The 15391-nt window shown below is 75.2% G+C and carries 12 protein-coding genes; 5 read left to right on the top strand and 7 right to left on the bottom strand.

The features are described from left to right. Positions 1–31 precede the first annotated feature (31 nt). The 5 genes from STTU_RS06065 to STTU_RS06045 all read right to left on the bottom strand — a co-directional run bounded on the left by STTU_RS06065 (position 32) and on the right by STTU_RS06045 (position 6953). On the bottom strand, positions 32–1318 hold the full coding sequence (locus STTU_RS06065; RefSeq protein ID WP_007820809.1) for a TRAP transporter large permease subunit: 1287 nt from the start codon (positions 1316–1318) through the stop codon (positions 32–34). 3 nt (positions 1319–1321) lie between these two features. Continuing rightward, positions 1322–1942: a hypothetical protein gene (locus STTU_RS06060; protein ID WP_043254307.1), complete on the bottom strand. Its 621-nt coding sequence runs from the start codon at positions 1940–1942 to the stop codon at positions 1322–1324. Next, complete coding sequence (locus STTU_RS06055; RefSeq protein WP_007820807.1) at positions 1939–4068, bottom strand: hydantoinase/oxoprolinase family protein; 2130 nt, start codon at positions 4066–4068, stop codon at positions 1939–1941. The genes STTU_RS06060 and STTU_RS06055 overlap by 4 nt, the downstream gene beginning before the upstream one ends. A 135-nt stretch (positions 4069–4203) precedes the next feature. Further along, positions 4204–5814 (bottom strand): FAD-dependent oxidoreductase, encoded by a 1611-nt coding sequence (locus STTU_RS06050; RefSeq protein ID WP_007820806.1) that lies wholly within the window; start codon positions 5812–5814, stop codon positions 4204–4206. A gap of 107 nt (positions 5815–5921) precedes the next feature. Next, entirely contained in the window at positions 5922–6953 is a 1032-nt protein-coding gene (locus tag STTU_RS06045) for a LacI family DNA-binding transcriptional regulator (protein WP_007820805.1), read from the bottom strand. Between the two features lie 416 nt (positions 6954–7369). On the opposite strand from STTU_RS06045, the gene STTU_RS06040 reads away from it, so the two are divergent. The 5 genes from STTU_RS06040 to STTU_RS06020 all read left to right on the top strand — a co-directional run bounded on the left by STTU_RS06040 (position 7370) and on the right by STTU_RS06020 (position 11485). After that, on the top strand, positions 7370–7831 hold the full coding sequence (locus STTU_RS06040) for a hypothetical protein (protein ID WP_043254305.1): 462 nt from the start codon (positions 7370–7372) through the stop codon (positions 7829–7831). 228 nt (positions 7832–8059) lie between these two features. Next, positions 8060–9472: a UDP-N-acetylmuramate--L-alanine ligase gene (gene murC, locus STTU_RS06035; protein ID WP_007820803.1), complete on the top strand. Its 1413-nt coding sequence runs from the start codon at positions 8060–8062 to the stop codon at positions 9470–9472. 10 nt (positions 9473–9482) lie between these two features. After that, positions 9483–9893 (top strand): peptide-methionine (R)-S-oxide reductase MsrB, encoded by a 411-nt coding sequence (gene msrB / locus STTU_RS06030; RefSeq protein WP_007820802.1) that lies wholly within the window; start codon positions 9483–9485, stop codon positions 9891–9893. A 129-nt stretch (positions 9894–10022) separates the two neighbouring features. Beyond that, complete coding sequence (locus STTU_RS06025; RefSeq protein WP_007820801.1) at positions 10023–10859, top strand: metallophosphoesterase family protein; 837 nt, start codon at positions 10023–10025, stop codon at positions 10857–10859. Continuing rightward, positions 10856–11485 (top strand): 4'-phosphopantetheinyl transferase family protein, encoded by a 630-nt coding sequence (locus tag STTU_RS06020; RefSeq protein ID WP_043254303.1) that lies wholly within the window; start codon positions 10856–10858, stop codon positions 11483–11485. Before STTU_RS06025 ends, STTU_RS06020 begins: the two co-directional genes overlap by 4 nt. A 21-nt stretch (positions 11486–11506) precedes the next feature. Here STTU_RS06020 and STTU_RS06015 read toward each other — a convergent pair whose 3' ends face one another. Then, complete coding sequence (locus tag STTU_RS06015) at positions 11507–13864, bottom strand: GTPase-associated protein 1-related protein (RefSeq protein WP_234019167.1); 2358 nt, start codon at positions 13862–13864, stop codon at positions 11507–11509. A gap of 345 nt (positions 13865–14209) precedes the next feature. Further along, entirely contained in the window at positions 14210–15307 is a 1098-nt protein-coding gene (locus tag STTU_RS06010) for a PP2C family protein-serine/threonine phosphatase (protein ID WP_010272073.1), read from the bottom strand. Positions 15308–15391: the final 84 nt, after the last annotated feature.

Genomic DNA, 15391 nt, shown 5'->3' with positions numbered 1-15391 from the left:
GAAGCGACCCGCCCCGCCGCTCAGCGGCCCCTCACAGGTGCACCGCCGCCGTCACCACGAAGCCCCCGAGGGCCACGAACCACACGTACGGCAGCGTGCGGACCATGACCTGCTGCGGGCTCACGCCCGCGTACTGCGCGGCCCACACCGTCTGCGTGCTCGTCGGGTCGGCGACGCCGAAGACCTGGTTGTACGAGGCCGTGATGCCGAGCACCGCGATCGCCGGGTAGATCCCCGTCGCGATGAGCACGCCCGCGATGCCCGCGCCGAGCCCGTACACGTTGAGCGGGCCCCGGTACAGGCACAGCGGCACGAGCAGCGCGAAGACGACGACGAACAGGACCGGGTTCTCCGGCGTGACCGCGCGCACGAGCGGTTCGAGCGCGTCGATCGCGCCCGGCAGCTTGACGGCGGCGAGCAGGATGCCGATCGCGACGAACAGCGTCATCGGCGCGGCGGCGACCTCGAAGCCGCTGTACAGCGTGCGCAGCAGGCGGCGGTTCATCTCGCCGGGCCGCGTCGTCGTCACGAGCGCGTACAGCACCCCCGCGAGCAGCGAGGGGATGATCGCGACGTCGAACCCCAGCGCGAGCACGAGCGGGACGAGCGGCGTGAGCAGCGCGTACCACGGCGCGTCGCCCAGCTCGGCGCGCCGCCGCGCCGCCTTCGAGCGCGGCGCCTCGGTGCGGAAGGCCCACGCGTGCTCGACGCCCTTGCGCCGCGACTCGATCAGCACGAACATCACGGCCGCGAAGAGCGCGAACGGGAAGAGCTGGATCATGAAGTGGCGCACGTCGTGCACCGGCATGTCGAGCGCGCTGGAGAAGAACTGCCACACCGGCAGCTCGAACGGCATCCCGGCGGCGATGCCCATGAGGACCGTTCCCGCCGCCGTGACCTTCGGGATGCCGACCGCGATCATCGCGGGGATGCCGATGATGCCCGCGAGCATCGCGGCGGGCGCGGACCCGGTGACCGTGCCGATGAGCGTCGAGACGACCAGGACGCCGAGCGCGACGATCGTGGGCCGGTCGCCGCCGAACTCGACGATCTTGCGGACGAGGGTCCCGGCGATGCCCGTCTCGTCGAGCAGTTTGCCGAGCCACGAACCGAGCAGGATCGCGATCATCGTCGCGGCGAGCGCCGGGGCGCCCTCCTGGAGCACGGTGTCGAGGACGCTGTTCTTGCCGGTGAGCGGCGCGCCCGAGACGAGCGCGATGACGACACCGAGCAGGACGAGCGCGAACGCGGTGGGGAGCTTGCGGGTGAGCATCGCGGCGACACCGGCCGCCATGATGATCAGGATGATGATGCCCATGGCTTACTTCTCTCTGGCCGAGGCTGCCGGGGCGGGCACTTCGGCGGTGTAGGACGCGGCGAGCGCGGCGGACAGCAGGAGCGGGCTGCGGCCGAGACCGCAGACGGTGCGCGCGTAGGCGTGGGCGGCGAGTTCCTCCGCCCCCGCGACGTGCGCGGGCACGCGCAGCCGCCCCAGACGCAGCGCGGTGTGTCCGAGGGCCTGCTTGAGCGCGGCCCGCCCGGGACCGTGGTGGAGCCGCTCGTGCACGGCCTCGTGGGCGAGCGCGGCGGCCCGCACCGAACCGGCGGGGAACCACGCGCGCCACCCGAGCCGGGCCACGAGCCGCTCGGCGGCGGCGATCGCGTCGGTGTACAGCTCCACGGCCTGCGGACGCGACGTGTACCGGGCGAGGAGCCCGCGCTCCAGTCCGCCCGTGCTCTCCACGACGTGCGCCGGTGCGGGCGCCGGGGTGCGCGCGAGGTCCGCGCCGAAGCGGTCCGCCGCCTCGGCCCAGCGCCGCAGCACGGCGGGGTCGCGGTGCGCGTGCAGCGGCAGCGAGGCGAGGAAACGGGCCCCGTACGCGAGGTCGTCCACGGCCGCGAGATCCGCCGCGGACTCGGCGGCTTCGGTCAGGGTGCTCATGAGCGCTCCTCCACGAGGGCCACGACCCGCTCGTCCGCCGGGCGCCCCTCCAGTTCGGTACGGGCCAGGGCGAGCAGCGGCCGCGGGTCGAGCACCCCGGACAGGTCCGCGATGCGCGAGCCGATGAGCAGCCGCAGCGCCGGGGCGCGCACCCCGCCGTCCCCGTACGCCGTGGACTCGTCCACGAGCGTCGCGAGGGTGTGCGCGGCGGCGCCCACGGTCGTCGTCTCGATCCGCGCGTCCGGCGCGTGCAGCCGTACGACGCCGTCGGCGTCCACGACCCGCACCGGGTGCCTGGTGCCGCGCAGCCTGCGGTGCTTCTCGGTCCCGTAGACGGTGTACGCGTTCGTCCGGGCCAGCTCGCGCACCTCGCCCTCCGGCGCCTTCAGGCTCGTCGCCGCGAGGCGCAGCCGCTCCGCGTCGTCGGCGCGGTGGGCCCGGTCCTGGGTGCGCAGTTCGGTGGCGCCCGTCGCGACGGCCCGCACCGTGTTGGTCTGCGGGTCGACGGTCACCTCGACCTCGACCGCGTCGGCCGCCGCGCCCTGCGCGACGACGGCCCGTTCGGCCTCGGCGCGTACCGCGAGGATGTCCTCCTGGCCCGCGCCGGGGATGATCCGCTCGACCTGCTCGCGCACGAGCGCGAGCGCGACGCCGATCGGGCTGATGACCTCGTGGTGGCGCGCGAGCCGGCCTTCGAGGCCGGTGGCGACCGCGAGGTGCGGCGTGACCGAGGCGGCGCCGCCGCCCCCGCCGACGAGGAGGACGGCGTCCTTGTCGAGCCGGTAGTCCGAGATCATCGCGTCCACGACCTCGCGCACCCGCGCGGTGCCCGCGTCGAGGACCGCCGTCGCCGCGCCGTCCACGTCGGTGCCGAGCGCGGCGGCGAGCGGCGCGAGCGCGGTACGGGCCGTCTCGCGGTCCGCGTGCGCGAAGTCGTCCTCGGGGACGCGGCCGAGCGCGTTCGCCGCGCACGTCATGGTGAGCGCGTAGCGCCCGCCCGCCGCGTCGATCACGACGTGGTCGTCCGCGTCGTCGGGGGTCGGGCGCATCGTGGCGAGCTTCGCGCCCGCCAGCTCGCCGGGTGCGGCGAAGCACGCGTAGGGGAGCCCCGCGATGTGCGCGCTGCGCGGCCCGACCATGGTCACCTTGCCGCCGCTCATCCGCACCATCGAGCCCCCGCCGACCCCCACCGTGCGCACGTCGAGCGCCGACAGGTACGAGGTCTTGCCGAGCAGCGTCGCGTGCCGTACCGCGACCTTGCCGCGCCGCACGACGCTGATGTCCGTCGACGTGCCGCCGGTCTCCAGGAACACGCCTTCGCTGACCCGCTCCTGCATGAGCGCGCCCGCGACCCCGGCCGCCGGGCCCGAGAGCACCGTGAGCAGCGGGCGGCGGCGCATCTCGTCGAGCGACATGACGCCGCCGTCGCAGCGCATCACCATGAGCGGCGCCTCGACGCCCGCCTTCGTGATCGCGGCGTCCACGAGGTCGGCGGTCGCGAACATGCGCGGCAGGATCGCCGCGTTGACGACGGCGGTGCGGGTCCGCTTCTGGAGCCCGTAGAGCGAGGTGATGTCGTGCGCGGCGGTCATCGGGACGCCGCGCGCGGCGGCGGCCTCGCGCACCGCGTCCTCGCCCTCGGGGCGGTCCACGCTGAACGGCTGGCTCGCGACGACCACTTCGGCCCCGGCCCGGACGACCTCCTCGACCGCGCGCTCGACGGCGGCGCGGTCCGCGGGCTCGGCGACGTGCGCGTAGACGAGCGGGAAGTGCTTGCCGGGGATCAGCTCGGTCTTCGCGAGCGAGGCGAGACGCTTCGTGAAGAGCGCGCCCGCGCCGCCGCCGAGCCCGATGAGCCCGACGGTCGCCACATCGCCCTCCAGCAGGGCGTTGGTAGCCTGTGTCGTGCCGTGGGCCAGGAAGGACACGTCCTTGGCGGAGTGCCCGGTCTCGGTGAGCAGCTTGTCGAGCGCGGTCACGATGCCGTGCGCGACCCCGTCCTCGTGATGGTGGCTGGTCGGGACCTTCACCTGGCCGACGAGGGCGAGCGTCGCGCTGTCCACGGCGACGGCGTCGGTGAAGGTTCCGCCCACGTCGATGCCGACGCGGATGCGGTGGGTGGTCATGGTCTGGGCACCTCCTTGTGCTGGGTCGGCGCTTGCGTGGGCGGTGGGCCGGGCGGGACAGGTGGAGCTGTCCCGCCCGGCGGTCTCCGCCCCGGGTGGCCGGGCGCGCCATGGAGCTTCCCGGGCCCGGTGGGGTCAGTAGCCGCGTACCTCCGGCCAGTGCCGCTCGACGCCCGAGCGGTCGAGGAGCCCCGCGAAGTTTGCGAAGCGCCCGTCGTCCGCCTGCACCTCGCGCGGCGTCAGCCCCTCGTCGAGGCAGTGCGCGGCGAGCGCGCCCGCGACCTCTCCGATGTTCCACTCGACGGGGTGCAGCCGGTAGCAGCCGTTGGTGAGGTGCGTCGTGCCGATGTTCTTGCCGGCCGGGAGCAGGTTGCGCACGCGGCGCGGCACGAGCGCGCCGAGCGGGATCTCGAAGGGCACCGAGCCGATGTCGACGTAGTTGTCGCCGCCGGTCGAGGGGTGCAGGTCGATGCGGTAGCTGCCGACGCCGACCGCGTCCCGGTAGCGGGTGCCGCCGGTCGGGCCGACGAGGTCGATCGCGACGTCGTGCTCGGTGACGGTCGTGACGGCCTTGATGCGCCGCGACTCGCGCACGTACGGGGCCTTCGCGAGCCCGTCCTCGGTGCCCATGACGTCGGGGCGCAGCCGCAGCCCGGGGAAGCCCTTGCCGCCGTCCGCGCGCGGGGCCTCGGTCTGGAGCCAGTAGAGGACGGAGAGCGAGAGCTGCTTGGCCTCGCGGACCGCCTCCGCCGTCGTCTTCTCGCCGCCGCCTATCAGGGGCTTGAGCCAGTAGTCGTTGAGCGGCCAGTTGACGAGCGTGATGTCGGAGCCGAACGCGCCCTCGCGGTGCAGCTTGCGGGCGAGGATGCGGCGGAAGCCGAAGAGCTCCTTGTCCCCGGCGTCGGCCGACTGGTCGGCGCTCACCGCGAGCGGGTCCTGCTCCGGGTTCGGCACGAAGGTGCGGGGCACGGCCTCCAGGCTGCGCGGGTCGGGCGCGAGGAAGCCGAGGAGCGGGCCCGGCCAGAAGTCCGGCCGGTAGGAGCGCCAGAAGTCGTAGTCGGCGGGCTTCTCGATCGTGTGGTCCTCGCCCTCGTGGTGCGAGAGCGCGAAGCAGAAGGTGATGCCCTGCTGGTTGAGCGGGTCGGCCTGCTCGGGCGCGTGCGGCTCGCCGGTCTCGGCGCGCGACTCGGCGCCGAGCACGTGCTCCACGTCCGCGAGTGCGAGCAGCTCGCCGGTCTCGGTCGCGTCGAGCACGTACGGCGCCGCGAGCGTGCGACGGCTGCCGTCGCGCAGGTTCTCGACCGTGACCGAGGTGACGTTGTCGCCCTCGGTCGTCGCGGCGACGGGACGGTGCTCGGTGAGCAGCGTGAGGAGCCCGGCGGAGCGGTACGGGGCGAGCATGCCCTCCAGCGCCGCGAGTCCCGCGCGCGGCTCCGCGCACAGCTTGCTGACGCGCCCGGCGCCCGGGTTGAGCGTCGGCTGCGCCGCCGCCTCTGCGCGCAGTGGGTACAGCGTGCGGTAGTAGTCGCGGATCGCCTCGCGCAGCGCGCGGTACGAGGCCGTGACGCCGAACTGCTCGACCCACGGGTGCTCGTCCGGGGGCACGGCCTGCGAGGTGAGCTGGCCGCCGACCCAGTCGGTCTCTTCGGTCAGGACGACGGTGCGCCCCGCCCGGCAGGCGGCGAGGGCGGCGGCGACCCCGCCGAGGCCGCCGCCGACGACGAGGATGTCCGGTTGGCTGGTCACAAACTCTCCTAGGTGGTGCTGGTGGTGCGTGTCCTGCGGCCTGCGGTCCTGCGGTCCTGCGGTGTGACGGGTCCCGCCGTGTGACGGGTACGGGGTCCGGCGGCGTGTCAGGTCGCCGCCAGGTCCCGTACGGCTTCGGGCGCCGGTCCCGCGGTCGCCCCCGGCCGGAAGGCGCAGGGCACGAGCGGTTCCTCGGCGACCTCGCCCGCGACGAGCGCGGCCAGGAGCCGTACCGCCGCGGCGCCGAGGCGCGTGCGCGGGATGGCGAAGCCGGTCGGCACCGGCTCGCCCGCGAGGTCGGGGGGCGGGTCGCCGAGCAGCGCGAGGCTCAGCTCGCGCGGGCAGTCGTACCCGGCCGCGGCGACGGCCGCGCGCAGCGCCCGCCAGGCGGCGCCCGTGTCCGTCTCCTCCGCGACGAACGCGGTGACACCCTCCGCGCGCCAGGCCCGCAGCCGCTCGGGCGTCAGGTCCGCGTCCGGCGCGGCGGTACGGAAGACGGCGCCCTCCAGGGGCAGCCCGGCCTCCTCCAGGCCCGCGAGGAAGCCGCGCTCGCGGTCGGCCGTCGCGGGGGCCTCGTCGTCCTCGCGCACGAGCACGATCCGCCGGTGCCCGAGCGCGAGGAGGTGCCGTACGACCTCGCGGCTCGCGGGGGCGTAGTCGGCCCCGACCCACGCGAGCCCGTCCAGCTCGTCCCTGCGGCCCAGGTGCACGACGGGGAAGCCGTCGGCCACGAGGCGCCGCAGCTCCCGGGCGGGCGCGTGCCGCCCGAGGAAGAGGCAGCCGTCCGCGAGCCGTACGCGGCTCAGCGCCTCGGGGCCCGGGGCGGCGCCGTGCGCGCTGGACCCCGTGAAGAGCACGAGGTCGAAGCCGCGCGCGGCGGCCTCCCGCTCGACGCCCACGAGGAACGGGTAGTACGAGTGCTGCACGTCCGTCGGGAAGGTCGCCGTGAAGCTGAAGACGCCGAGCAGGTTGTTCCCGGCCCCGGCGAGGCTGCGCGCTGCGGGGTCGGGGACGTAGCCGAGGGTGCGGGCCGCGTCCATGACCTTCCGGCGCGTCTCGTCGGAGATCGTCGCGGCCTGCGGCTTGTTGCCGAGCACGAGCGAGACGGTCGCCTGCGAGACCCCCGCGAGACGCGCCACCTCCGCCTGTCGCGGACGCGCCCGTTTCGCGGACTCGCGCGGCGTTCTCGCCGACTTGCCCGGCTTGCCCCGACTGCTGTCGTTCACGTGTCGACCTCGCTCACTAATGCGTATTAGTAATGCGCATTAGTGAGCACTCTGCGACTCGTATGGGCGGACGTCAAGGGGGTGCTCGCGATTTCCTCGCGCGGGAGGTGTGGGCTGCGCCACGGGGGCGGGGGAGCGGGGGCGGCCGAATACGGCCGGAGGGCCCGGGTCCCCGGGCCCTCCTTACGGAATGTCCCGTTCCGTTTACCGTCCGCTGGGCAGACTAGGAACGCACGCCACTCCGTTCACGGGGTAGCGGGAGACCGTAGGACCGGTGAGCGCCGGTCCGTGGAGAGAAGAGGCGCCCCGAGGTGTTCACGAGCGTATTGATGATCGAACAGGCCCTGTCCACGGTGGACATCGAGTTCGTCACCACCCTGCACGGCGAGGAGGCGGTGTCCTTCCACGTCCTGATGCAGCCCCGGGGCGACCAGGACCGGCTGCTGCGCGCGGTGGACGACGTGGCGCTCGGCGAGCTGACCGACGCGGTGCGCGAGGCGGAGGTGCCCGAGGGCGAGTCCGCGGTGCCGCCCGCGAAGATCGCCCTGGAGCACTCGCTCCAGTCGCTGCGCGCGGCGGGCGCCGTGGCCGTGGGCCACGTCGTCGAGAACCACCCGCTCGATGCGGTCGCGACGGCGGTCAAGGAGACGGGGGCGGACGAGGTGATCGTCCTGACCGCGCCGCACTACGTCGAGGAGTTCTTCCACCGCGACTGGGCCTCGCGCGCCCGCCACAAGGTCGGCGTGCCCGTCCTCAAGCTCTACGCGCACACCCCGGACACCGAGAACTGACGTCCCGGCCGGGGCCCGCCCGGAACGCGAGGAGACCGGCGGCGGTGCTCGCGTTCCGGGGCGGCCGTGCCGCTGTGCGCGGCGCGCGCCCGGACCGCCTGGTCGCCGGGCATTGCCCAGCCGCTCGGCCTCGCGAAGCCGCTTGGCATTTCGTTCTAAGGTGGCCTCGAAGATTCCGTTCCGGGACGCACCGCGGTGTCCCGGCCCCCACCCCTGGAGACGCACCAGATGGCAGCCGGCCTTCCCCCCGCCCTCGACCGACCGCACTTCATCGGCATCGGTGGGGCCGGGATGTCGGGCATCGCCCGGATTCTCGCCCAGCGCGGGGCGAGCGTCGCGGGCAGTGACGCGAAGGACTCGGCCACCGCCGCCTCGCTGCGCGCCCTCGGCGCCACCGTCCACATCGGCCACGACGCGGCCCACCTCGCCGAGGACACCTCCGCCGTCGTCGTCTCCTCCGCGATCCGCGCCGACAACCCCGAGCTGGTGCGCGCCCGGGAACGCGGCATCCCCGTCGTGCACCGCTCCGACGCCCTCGCCGCCCTCATGGCCGGCACGCGTCCCCTCGCGATCGCGGGCACGCACGGCAAGACGACGACGACCTCGATGCTCGCGGTGTCCCTCACGACGCTCGGCCTCGACCCCTCGTACGCGATCGGCGGCGACCTCGACGCACCCGGCTCCAACGCCCACCACGGCACGGGCGAGATCTTCGTCGCCGAGGCCGACGAGAGCGACCGCAGCTTCCACACGTACGCGCCCGAGGTCGCCGTCGTCCTCAACGTCGAACTCGACCACCACGCCAACTACGCGTCGATCGAGGAGATCTACGAGTCCTTCGAGACCTTCGTCGGCAAGATCGTCCCCGGCGGCACGCTGGTGATCTCCGCCGACCACGAGGGCGCCCGCGAGCTGACCCGCCGCGTGCGGGACCGGGCGGACCTGCGCGTGCTCACCTACGGCTCCGCCGAGGACGCGGACGTACGGGTGCACAAGGTCACCCCGCGCGGGCTGACGAGCGAGGTCACGGTCTCGCTGAACGGCAAGCTGCTCACGTTCACGGTGTCCGTGCCGGGCAGCCACTACGCGCACAATGCGGTCGCGGCGCTCGTCGCGGGCGTCTCGCTCGGCGTCCCGCTGCACAACCTCGCCTCCGCGCTCCGCAGCTACACGGGCGTGAAGCGGCGCCTCCAGCTCAAGGGCGAGGCGGCGGGCGTGCAGGTCGTGGACTCGTACGCGCACCACCCGACCGAGATGGCCGCCGACCTGGAGGCGATGCGCGGCGCCGTCGAGGGGCGCATCCTCGTCGTCTTCCAGCCGCACCTGTTCTCGCGCACGCAGGAGCTGGGCAAGGAGATGGGCCAGGCCCTCGCGCTCGCCGACTCCTCGCTCGTCCTGGACATCTACCCGGCCCGCGAGGACCCGATCGAGGGCGTCACGAGCGAGCTGATCATCGCCGCCGGGCGCGCGGCGGGCGCCGACGTGAGCCCGCTGCACGCGAAGGACGAGGTCGCGGAGGCGGTCGCGGGAATGGCGAAGCCGGGTGATCTCGTTCTCACCATGGGAGCGGGCGACGTCACGGACCTCGGCCCCGCCGTCCTGGACCGGCTCGCCGCCGGACCGCACCACCCCGAGCAGTGAGGAGCAGGCCATGGCGTACAACGTCGAGAAGTCGGACCAGCAGTGGCGCGAGGAGCTGACGCCCAACGAGTACGCGGTGCTCCGCCAGGCCGGTACCGAGCCCGCCTTCGTCGGTGAGTACACGGACACGAAGACCAAGGGCGTCTACAACTGCCGCGCCTGCGGTGCGGAGCTGTTCACCTCGGACACGAAGTTCGAGTCGCACTGCGGCTGGCCGTCCTTCTTCGACCCGAAGGACTCCGACGCCGTCGAGCTGATCGAGGACCGCTCGCACGGCATGGTCCGCACCGAGGTCCGCTGCGCCAACTGCGGCTCGCACCTCGGCCACGTCTTCGCGGGCGAGGGCTACGCGACGCCGACGGACCAGCGGTACTGCATCAACTCGATCTCCGTGAAGCTCGTCCCCGGCGACGAGAGCTGACGCGGGAGGCCCGGGAGCGGGGATCTCTCAAAAGGCCCTGGAGCACGGGAGGGGCGGGACGGCCTGACGCCGGCCGCCCCTTCGCTCTAGGCTCTTCGGGTGACTGCAACGGGCAAGACACTGCGGGCCGTGAGCGACCTGCACATCTCGTACGAGGAGAACCGGGCCCTCACCGAGGGAATCCGCCCCTCCCACCCCGATGACTGGCTCATCGTCGCGGGCGACATCGGCGAGCGCCTCGCCGACATCGACTGGGCGCTGCGCCTCCTCGCCGACCGCTTCGCGCGCGTCGTGTGGGCGCCGGGGAACCACGAGCTGTGGACCCTGCCGGGCGAGCCGGACCAGGCGCGCGGGGTGGCGCGGTACGCGAAGCTGGTCGCGCTGTGCCGCGACATCGGCGTCCTGACGCCCGAGGACCCCTGGCCGGTGTGGGACGGGCCCGGCGGCGGTCCGGACGGCTCCGGCGGCCCGCTCCGCGTCGCCCCGCTCTTCACCCTGTACGACTACTCCTGGTACGCGCCGGGCACCACGACCCCCGAAGCCTCCCTCGCCCGCGCGCACGAGGCGGGCATCGTCTGCACCGACGAGGCCGTGCTCCACCACGAGCCGTACGCGGGCCGCGCCGAGTGGTGCGCGGACCGGATCGCCTACACCGAGAGGCGTCTCGCCGAGGTGGCGGGCGGTCCGCCGCTCGTCCTCGTCAACCACTGGCCGCTCGTGCGGCAGCCGACCGAGATCATGACGCACCAGGAGTTCGTGCAGTGGTGCGGCACGGTCCGCACCGCCGACTGGCACACGCGCTTCGACGTCCGCGCCGTCGTCTACGGCCACCTGCACATCCCCCGCTCCACCGTCCACGACGGCGTGCCCTTCGAGGAGGTCTCGCTCGGCTACCCGCGCGAGTGGAAGCGCTACGGGCGCCGCGCCGAGCTCGCCCGTCCCGTCTTCCCCGGGGCGGCCTCGTGATCGCCGCGGTCCTGCCCGAGGACATCAGCACCGCGCACCACCGCGGCACGGACCCGCACGCGACGCTTTTCCCCGAGGAGGAGCCGTTCGTGGCGCGCGCGGTCGCGAAGCGGCGGGCGGAGTACACGACGGTACGGGCCTGCGCGCGCCGCGCGCTCGCGGCGCTCGGCCGCCCGCCGGTCCCGCTCCTCCCCGGCGAGCGCGGCGCCCCGCGCTGGCCCGCCGGGATCGTCGGCAGCATGACGCACTGCCCCGGCTACAGCGCCGCCGCCGTCGCCCCCGCGCAGAGGTGGCGCAGCCTCGGCATCGACGCGGAGGAGAACGCGCCCCTGCCCCCCGGCGTCCTCGACATGATCGCCCTCCCCGCCGACCGCGAGGCCCTCGCGACCCTCCCCCCGGGCGGCCCGTCCTGGGACCGCGTCCTCTTCAGCGCGAAGGAGTCGGTCTACAAGGCGTGGTTCCCGCTGGCCCGCCGCTTCCTCGACTTCTCGGAGGCGGAACTCGTCCTGTCGGAGGACGGCACCTTCGTCGCGCGGGTGCTGGTGCCGGGCCCCGTACGGGAGTTGGGCGGGAGGTGGGCGGTGGGGGACGGCCTGGTGGTGACGGCGGTGACGGTACGGGCGTGAGGACGCCCCCGCGGCCGGGGCTCAGCCTCCCAGCAGGCGGCGCCAGCGGCTCGCGCGGGTGCGCTGGTGCCACGTCTCGAACGCGCTGACGCGGTGCGGACCGCCCGCCGCGAGTGCCGTGGTGAGCGCGGTCAGGTGGGCGCGTGACGCGGACCGCAGGGCGGGGCGCAGCACGTCGTCCAGGAGGGCCGTGCTCGTCGCCTCCCAGGCGGGGCCCGCGCCGGGGTGGGCCGTCCAGTCGACGAAGCAGCCCGCCGCCGTGGCCGGGTCGGCACGCAGGCGTTCCCCGAACCCGGCCGACTGCGCGGCCTGTCGGTAGGCCGCGAGGAGCTCCGGGTCGCCGGAGCGCGCGAGCCCGTACACCTCTCCCTCGGGGCTTCCCGGTTGCCGCAGCACGGCGGCCCCGAGGACCGCGTACACGTGCGCGAGCAGTCCGGAGGACTCCGCGACCTCGCCCGGCTCCCGCAGCGCGACGGCCTGTTCGGCCCAGTCGGTGCCGCGGCCCTCGGCGATGTCCCCGGCCAGTTCGAGGAGCCGCAGGCGGGCGCGGGTCCGCGGGGTCAGCTCGGCGGGGAAGGAGCGGAACAGGTGGGCGGCGAGCGCGCGACCGGCCGCCGCTTCCGCCTCCGTGCCCGTGCCCCCGCGTTCCGCCGCCGCGACCGCCTCGCGCCAGGTGCCCGCCGCACGGTGGCTGTCGGAGTCGGCGGCCTCCAGGATGTGCGCCATCTCGGCAAGCCCCGGGGGCTGTTCGGTCCACACGAGCCGCAACGCCGTGTACAGCAGGGCGGGTTCGGTCGACCAGGACGGGCGCGAGGTCCGCAGCAGCTCGTCCCAGGCGGCGACCGCGTCGAGCGCGAGCGCGCGGGCCGACGCGGCGCCCGCGCACATGCGCAGGTGCGGCACGGGCCTGACGGCCGCGTCGAGCGGCACGTCGACCACGTCCAACAGGGCTTGCGCGGCGAGCGGTTCGCGTGCCGCGTACCGCTCCAGGCGGGGCAGCAGCACGGCGCACAGCTCGGGGAGTCCGGCGAGCGCCCCGGGCACGGGGAGTGCTTCCTCCTCGGCGGGTACGCGCGTGAGGGCGGCCACGAGCCGGTCGGCGACGTCCGCCAGCACCGGCCCCGCGATCTCGACGCCCAGCACGGCGGCGGCCTGGAGCAGCGCGACGGAGCGGCGCGGGCCGAGCGTGGGCTCGGCGACGGCCTCGCGCAGGCGCGGCCCGAGACGCGCGGCGAGTGCGGCGCGGCCGGAGGCGGTGAGCGAGGTCGCGCCGGGCACGGGGACCCCCGTGGGCCGGTCCGCGACGAGCGCCATGAGCACGGCCCCGGCGAGCGGCGCGGTGACGTGGAGCGGCGCGCGGTCCTCCAGCCGGGCCCACACGCGCGCGAGACCGGCGGCCTCCGCGTCGCTCGCGGGCGTCTCGGCGCCGAGGAGGTCGGCCAACGCGCCGACCGCGTGCGGCAGTTCGCTGGCGGGCAGCGCGTCGAGCGCGTCGGGCAGCAGGGCCCGTACCGGTGCGGGGATCGTGAGTCCTTCGCGGTGCGCGGCGGCGACGAGGGCGAAGCCGTCGAGCGCGGGCCGCGCGCCCGCCGCGAGCGCGGGCCGTCCCTCGCGCCACAGCCACGCCGCGCCCGCCGCCCACAGGTCCGTGACCGGCTCGCCCGGGGGCAGCGCCCCGTCGAGCAGCCGCTGCCCCGCGACGGCGGGGGCGCTCCCGAGCGGCACCCCGACGACGAGCCGCCCGCTGCGCGCCGCCTCCCGCGGCCCGTACGTCGTGAACGACAGCGACCCGGCCCGCTCCGGGGGCAGCACGGCGCAGGCGAGGGCTATCCACCGCGCGACGAGCGAGGGTTCCTTCTCGGCGACGAGGAAGGGCACGCCTCCCTCGTACGCCGTCCCCTCCGCGTCCGGGGCTCCCGCCCCGTCCCGCGTCAGCACCTCCCGTACGCCTTCGAGGAACGCCGCGACCCACGGCGCCCGCGCCCGCGCGAAGTCGCCGAGCGAGGACGAGAGGGGCGGCTCGGCGCCGAGCGGGTCACCGCTGCCCCACCCCGGCGCGTCGAGAAAGGCCACGGGAGCCCTGCCCCCGGGCAGCCGCGCCCCGGCGGGCAGGTGCACGCAGTGCGCCGCGACCCCGCCGCCCTGCGCGCTCAGCCGCGTCAACACCCTTGCCCCGCCCGGCAGCACGTCGAGCACCCCCACGCTCGTCCCCGCCTCGGGCACCGGCCACCCCAGCGTGGCCACGGCCCGCACCACCTCGATCCCGGCCGTCACCCGCACCGGGCGCAGAGCGGGCGAACCCCCCGCCGCGGCGGCCGGATCGACGACACCGAGCACCATCCCGTAAGGCCCCGCGTCACCCGATCGCCCGTCCGCCATACCGTCTCCGTGTTCGTCGTACGGGCGTCCGAAAGCGCACCGTGTGCGGGGAATCGTAGCGGGGCCGCGCGACCGGGGTGGCGGGGACGGGGAGCCGACCGGGGGATCGGGCGCCGCGTCCGTCAAATGCCCTGCGGCGCGGACAAGTTGCTGCGCGGCGGGCGGCGGGCGGCGGGCGACGGGCCTGGTCCGGAGACGTGGGGACCGCGCCTCCCGCTTGCGCGAGGGGTTGCCCGGAGCGGGCACGAGGGGGGGGCGGCGTCCGGGCGGACCGCTCGTCCCGCTCCGCCCCGACCGCGACGCGGCCATGTCCCCGTCCCCGGGTGGGGCGCCTCCGGTGCGAGCTCAGCCCGGCGCGCGGTACGCGCACAGGAGGGCCGCGTCGTCGGCGAGGCGGTCGTCGGTGTGCCGGACGACGTCGTCCACGACCCGCCGCGCGAGGCGGTCCTCCTCGCGCCCGCCGATGAGGGCGAGGCGCTGCGCGAGCGGGTAGAAGGCGCCCTCGCCGTCCCGGGCCTCGATCACGCCGTCCGTGTAGAGCAACAGCGTCTCGCCGGGGCGGAAGGCGTACCGCTCCACCGTCCACGCGTCCGGGTCGAGGACCCCGAGCCCCAGCGGAGGGGCCGGGCGGGCGGCCTCCAGCGGCTCCGGGCCGTCCGCGCGGAGCACGTACGGGGGCGGGTGGCCGCACGAGAGGAGCATGATGTCCTCGCCCGCGTCCGGCACGTCCACGAGCAGGGCCGTGGCGAAGTCCTCGCCCGCGCCCTTCTGCGCGTTGCTCCACTCCAGCGCCGCGTCGAGGTGGGCGGCGAGTCCGGGCAGGCTCAGGTCGAGGTGCGAGGCCGAGCGGAAGGCGCCGAGGAGGAGCGCGGTGTCGTCCAGGGCGTCGAGACCCTTGCCCCGTACGTCCCCGATCAGCAGCCGGGTCCCCTCCCGGGTGCGCACCACCGCGTAGAAGTCCCCGCCGATCTGCGCCACTTCACCGGCCGCACGGTACTCGCAGCCGATCCGCAGCGGGCCCAGGCGGGCGGGCGGCGGGCGCAGCAGCACGTCGTTGGTGGCCTCGGCCATGGCGCGCACCCGGGCCAGTTCGGACTCGCGGCGGCTGCGGGCCCGGCTGTAGAGGACGAGGGCCAGCGAGATCACCGCGACGGCGGCCACCTGCACCGCCGTGTTCGGGGTCTCGGTCTCCGAGCGCGCCACGCCGAGCAGGAACTGGAGGGCGACGGCGAGCACCCCCACGCCCGCCGTCGTCCCGGGCCCGGCCGAGGCGGCCGTGAGGGCCGGGGCGACCGCGAGGAGCGGCCCCAGATGGACCGACCGGGGGACGACGAGGTCGATCGCGACGAGCGCCGCCATGGACAGCACCGGGACCAGCACGGCGGGACGCGGGACGCGCCGGTGCCGACGGCGGGAGGCGGGCGGGGTGACCGACTCAGACATGCCCCTATTCGTACCGCAATGCCGCATCCGGGGACCGCCTTGCGCGGACGCCGCGCGGGGCGGGGGTGGGAGGGGCAGGGGTAC

The organism is Streptomyces sp. Tu6071 (assembly GCF_000213055.1).
GTDB lineage: Bacteria > Actinomycetota > Actinomycetes > Streptomycetales > Streptomycetaceae > Streptomyces > Streptomyces evansiae.
Note: the sequence above shows the minus strand (reverse complement) of the source record. Positions and strands in the feature narration are given on the sequence as shown.